The sequence below is a fragment of the Mesorhizobium sp. M7A.F.Ca.CA.004.04.2.1 genome, assembly GCF_004022825.1.
Classification (GTDB): Bacteria; Pseudomonadota; Alphaproteobacteria; order Rhizobiales; family Rhizobiaceae; genus Mesorhizobium.
Genome location: NZ_RZPH01000503.1, coordinates 1 through 4,234, shown reverse-complemented (window position 1 = coordinate 4,234; position 4,234 = coordinate 1). Strand labels below are relative to the sequence as shown.

Below are 4,234 nucleotides of genomic sequence, written 5' to 3'. Positions count from 1 at the left end.
AGAAAACCCCCCCCCCCCTCTCCCCGCCGCTGACGACCTCGATCCTGCCGCATATGGCGATGGGCCAATGGGCGATCGAACAGCTGGAAGCGCCGGCGGCGCCTGGACGGGGGCGGTATCCGATTACGAAGCTGGAGTGCCCGCTGGTGGAGCGGGAGAGTGTGAGGGGGGTGGCGGGCTGACGGCGGCGCGGCTGGGCAGCAAAGGGAGCGCCGAACTGGACGTTGCGAATTCTGCAGCCGAATAAAAGGCGGTGGTGGAATATTCAATTGCAGCCGGATACTCTTCCTGCTGAGATATAATCGCGAATCGATCTTGCTTGATAGTCAGGTTCAACAGCAGACTCGGCAGCAAGGACCGTGCGTGTTTCATCACTCTGCCGACAATCTCGACGATTTAATGCGAAAGGTTTTCACGCGGCTGTTGTCCGGTAACAAGCGGAACAACCGCGTGAGATCACGCAAAGGTACAAGCACCGAGTTGTTCGGTGCGCTTCTCGAACTTACTAATCCGCGTGCGCGACTGGGAAGATCCGAGGCGCGCGCTAGAGTTTTCAGTCCGCTTGGCGAACTGCTCTGGTACCTGTCAGGCAGCGACGCATTAGACCAAATCAATTACTACATCGAAGGATATGACGAGTTTTCCGACGACGGCGAGACGCTCAACGGCGCTTATGGCCGCCGTATCTTCGGGCGCGCTCGCCTGCACGGCGACGCCGAGCCCAAGGACGAATGGCAGCGCGTGATCGACACTCTGCGCGCCGAGCCCGGTTCGCGTAACGCGATCATCCAAATCTACGCGAACGCCGACGGTGCTCGAAACGGTGCAGACGGCAAAAAAAGCAAGGACATTCCTTGCACCTGCACGCTGCATTTCGTCATCAGGAAGAAACGGCTTCACCTACACGTGCACATGCGGTCCAACGACGTTTTCCTCGGGCTGCCGCATGACGTCTTCTCGTTTACCATGCTGCAGGAGATCGCCGCGCGTGAGTTAGGGGTCGAACCAGGAACCTATCATCACTCGGTGGCCAGCCTACATCTCTACGACGACACGGAAAGGCAAAAGCCGCGTACAAACGCCCAGAAGTACGTGGACGAGGGGCTGCACGACATCGTCCCCATGCCGCCGATGCCGTTGGGCGATCCGTGGCCGGCCGTATGGCAAGTGCTGGAAGCGGAACGTGAAATCCGTGCCGGCAACCCGAATTTCGAACCCGTGGCGGATCTCGACCCCTATTGGCGGGACCTGATTATACTGCTGCGCGTCTTTGCTCTTGGCACATTACGGGATACGAAGCGTGCCGCCGAGTTGCTCAACCGGCTGAACCATGACGGGTTCAAACTCTATGTGCTCGATCGGATCGCTAAGAAGAAAGTGGCGGATCCGGTCATCCGAGAACTGTTCGAACCGGAAGAAGTAGATGCCCAACGGAATCCATAGGGACCGCCAATTCCAATTGCTGAAAGGCCTTGCGGCATACGAAGACGAATTCGGTCCACTTCCCGGTATCGCGGATCCCGCGGCCAGACAGACACTGGTTGAGCAGATGGTGTCGAGCATCCGACGGATCGAGTATGTGCGGAATTTCCGCCATCGCCCAGCCATCTCGGCTGATCGTATCAATCCGTACTCCCCTCTTTTCGATCCTCTGAAAGGTGCGTTTTATCTTGATACCAAGGGCCGCCGCGACGAAGCGGTATGGATAGCTTTTCTGGGCACTCATTTTGGCAAACACGCCGAAGATGCCTGGAAGCTGGCCGCGAACGTCATGGGCTCGTTCGGAGAGGGGCCGGTGTGGACTTTGGAGCGCTATGGCGTCAACAGGGCCGATTTTGAGGCGATGTTAACCACGCATGAGGATGACCTGAAGTCCAAATCTATATCCGGACGATTTTCGAACCACCGTCAGTACCAAAGCAAGAAGATTGGCAATATTGGCAAGGTGTTCAGTACTTTCCACGAATGGTTGACGGCCTCGGGTGGTATGAATTCCAAGGTGCGGCTGATACATAAAGAGGTTGGCCAGGAGCCTACGGCAGTTTTCAAGAAGCTCTACCGATCGATGAAGGATGTCTACGGTTTTGGTCGCTTGGGCAAGTTCGACTTCCTGACCATGTTGGGCAAGCTAGACCTAGCGCCGATTGACGCCGACAGTGTGTACCTAACGGGCGCCACCGGCCCGTTGTTCGGGGCTAAGCTGCTAGTCTTGGGAGCGACCAATGCAGAAGGTAAGCCCAAGGAGATCGAGAGGGCGGTTGATACGCTCGACGACTACCTCAACGTGGGTAAGCAAGTGCTTGAAGACAGTCTCTGCAATTGGCAGAAGAGCCCGACGATCTACACTTATTTCAGAGGTTAGTCGATCAGGTCAGGTATGTTTGGGTCTTCACCCCAACGGTAGCGGCGCTTGAGGAAGTTCAGCTTGCTGTGATCCACCACGTCGGCCCGCTGCAACTGACCTACGATGATACCTGGTGTGACATCCACCGCTCGGGCGATGGCCATGATAGCCTTCGGCCCCACGCCACGGTTGTCGAGTTCTTCCCGAAAATTGGCAGGAAAGAGCAATTCTTGCGCAAACTCGTTGGCCTCTCGTTCTTGAGTCTCCGTGTCCGTTCCCATGAATACAGCGCCTTCGCCGTCGATATGGTCTTGCCCATGCAGTACGATGTGCGCAGCCTCATGAAAGAACGTGAACCAAAAATGGTCTTCCGCCATATGGCGGAAGCTAAGCAGGATGACCGGATTGCCGTTGGTATCGAACCAGGACGCGCCACTTGCGCGGCAACCGTCCGGAGTCCGGGCGGTTGCTACTGCCACACCGACAGATCTGCAAGCGGCTACGAGGCGCGGAACAAACGCGGATGGCCGTTTGAAAGCTGAAAGCTTCTTTAGTCCTGGAAGCATGTTCCTAAATGCCGAGAGGTCAAACTCGGGCAGGTCACGGTCGGCGATGGCCAATTCGCCGGCGCGCAGCCAGACCAGTGTGGCCATGCCGTCGGACGCGAGGGATAGTGAGGTTCGGAAAGCGACAGCGCCCACGCCCGATGAGTAGCGCTGTCCCCATTCCTGCAGAGTCAAGCAGCCAAAAAATGCGAGAATCTCGTCCTTGAGTTTGTTCTTAGACTTGCTGCCTTTGGGGACCCAACCGAATTTGCGCATCGATGCTGCCGGCATCGATGCGACCCATGACGCCTCTGAGTCTTGTGAACTCTCGTCCAAACGGGCCATATCCAAAACGTAGGATTTATCGCGGGCCAGCCAGAACCGCGTCGTAGACCCTAGATTGTCGGCCAGAACACCGGCGTCACTTTCTGTCAACCGACGGTGGCCCCTAATCAAAGCGTCGAAATCGTCTGTGGATATTCCCAATGCGTCAGCGAGTTCTGCGCCGTCGATTTCCTTGGTGTCCATGAGCCGCACTATCGTGTCGCCCGGCGGTGAAGACCAGTTAGGGTCAATCATGCTAGCAGCTTTCCGTTGTTGAGAATCCGCAAGAGCTTAACGCGGTGAACATCGCCCCAGTTGGTCGTGTCGATCACACCGGCTCCGATGGGCTCCACCTCCACTACAGCGGAATCTCCCAATGGATAGCTTAACCCGATCTTGCCTTCAGCCCAGTTAACCTTTGGTTCATCCGGCACTTCGTGGAGATAAATGGCGCCCCGCATGTCTGCGATAAGACTGTGGTATGACCGTGCCAGGTCCTCACCGAGCATTTTCGTTGCCGCCTTTCCGTCGATAGTTGCCCTTCGGATTTTCGGTGTGAGATAGTGAAGTTCCAAGGCAAATCGTCCCGCGAGCAGACCCGAGACCACGCCTGTGACTACTTCGCGCTGCGAGTAGTGAGAGACAGCCCGAGGAAAAAGACAAGTCGAATCGTTCGTCTAGACAACTAATGTCAGCGCTATCCGGCTACGACACCATAATCAATGCCGGTGTCGTCATGTAGCTGAGCGATTGTGCTTATCCTTGCTGATATGCGGCGCAAAGCAGCCACCGCCAAACGCAGTGTCCAGAACGGACCCCTTTGCATTCTGGCGCACCCGACAGGATTCGAACCTGTGACCTCTGCCTTCGGAGGGCAGCGCTCTATCCAGCTGAGCTACGGGTGCTTTCCGGAATCCGGAAAACGAACCAGCCGGTGAACCGGCAAGTCACGGCTTCTTAGCGGAAGCAGGCGCGGGCTTCAACGGGCAATTGGAGATTGGCGCAGCGACATGGCCCGGTG

General features: G+C 56.8%; 4 protein-coding genes, 1 tRNA gene and 1 pseudogene. 3 read left to right on the top strand and 3 right to left on the bottom strand.

Translation table 11 applies throughout. The features are described 5' to 3' along the window. The 3 genes and pseudogenes from EN893_RS38710 to EN893_RS21120 all read left to right on the top strand — a co-directional run. Window positions 1-182, top strand: a pseudogene (locus EN893_RS38710) (LacI family transcriptional regulator); the annotation flags it as partial. Between the two features lie 181 nt (window positions 183-363). Further along, entirely contained in the window at window positions 364-1,443 is a 1,080-nt protein-coding gene (locus EN893_RS21125; protein WP_127267268.1) for a thymidylate synthase, read from the top strand. Then, entirely contained in the window at window positions 1,424-2,362 is a 939-nt protein-coding gene (locus EN893_RS21120; protein WP_127267267.1) for a hypothetical protein, read from the top strand. The genes EN893_RS21125 and EN893_RS21120 overlap by 20 nt, the downstream gene beginning before the upstream one ends. On the opposite strand, the gene EN893_RS21115 is transcribed toward EN893_RS21120, so the two are convergent. The 3 genes from EN893_RS21115 to EN893_RS21105 all read right to left on the bottom strand — a co-directional run bounded on the left by EN893_RS21115 (window position 2,359) and on the right by EN893_RS21105 (window position 4,118). Beyond that, complete coding sequence (locus EN893_RS21115; protein ID WP_164749084.1) at window positions 2,359-3,417, bottom strand: ImmA/IrrE family metallo-endopeptidase; 1,059 nt, start codon at window positions 3,415-3,417, stop codon at window positions 2,359-2,361. The two genes, EN893_RS21120 and EN893_RS21115, sit on opposite strands and share 4 nt — an antisense overlap. Before the next feature lie 47 nt (window positions 3,418-3,464). Continuing rightward, window positions 3,465-3,788, bottom strand: a complete 324-nt coding sequence (locus EN893_RS21110) for a hypothetical protein (RefSeq protein ID WP_127267265.1) — start codon at window positions 3,786-3,788, stop codon at window positions 3,465-3,467. Between the two features lie 253 nt (window positions 3,789-4,041). After that, window positions 4,042-4,118: transfer RNA gene (locus EN893_RS21105), tRNA-Arg, on the bottom strand. Window positions 4,119-4,234 lie beyond the last annotated feature (116 nt).

Coding starts and splice junctions, on each gene's coding strand:
- EN893_RS21120 (WP_127267267.1), top strand. CDS start 1,424: ATGCCCAACGGAATCCATAGGGACCGCCAATTCCAATTGCTGAAAGGC.
- EN893_RS21115 (WP_164749084.1), bottom strand. CDS start 3,417: ATGGACACCAAGGAAATCGACGGCGCAGAACTCGCTGACGCATTGGGA.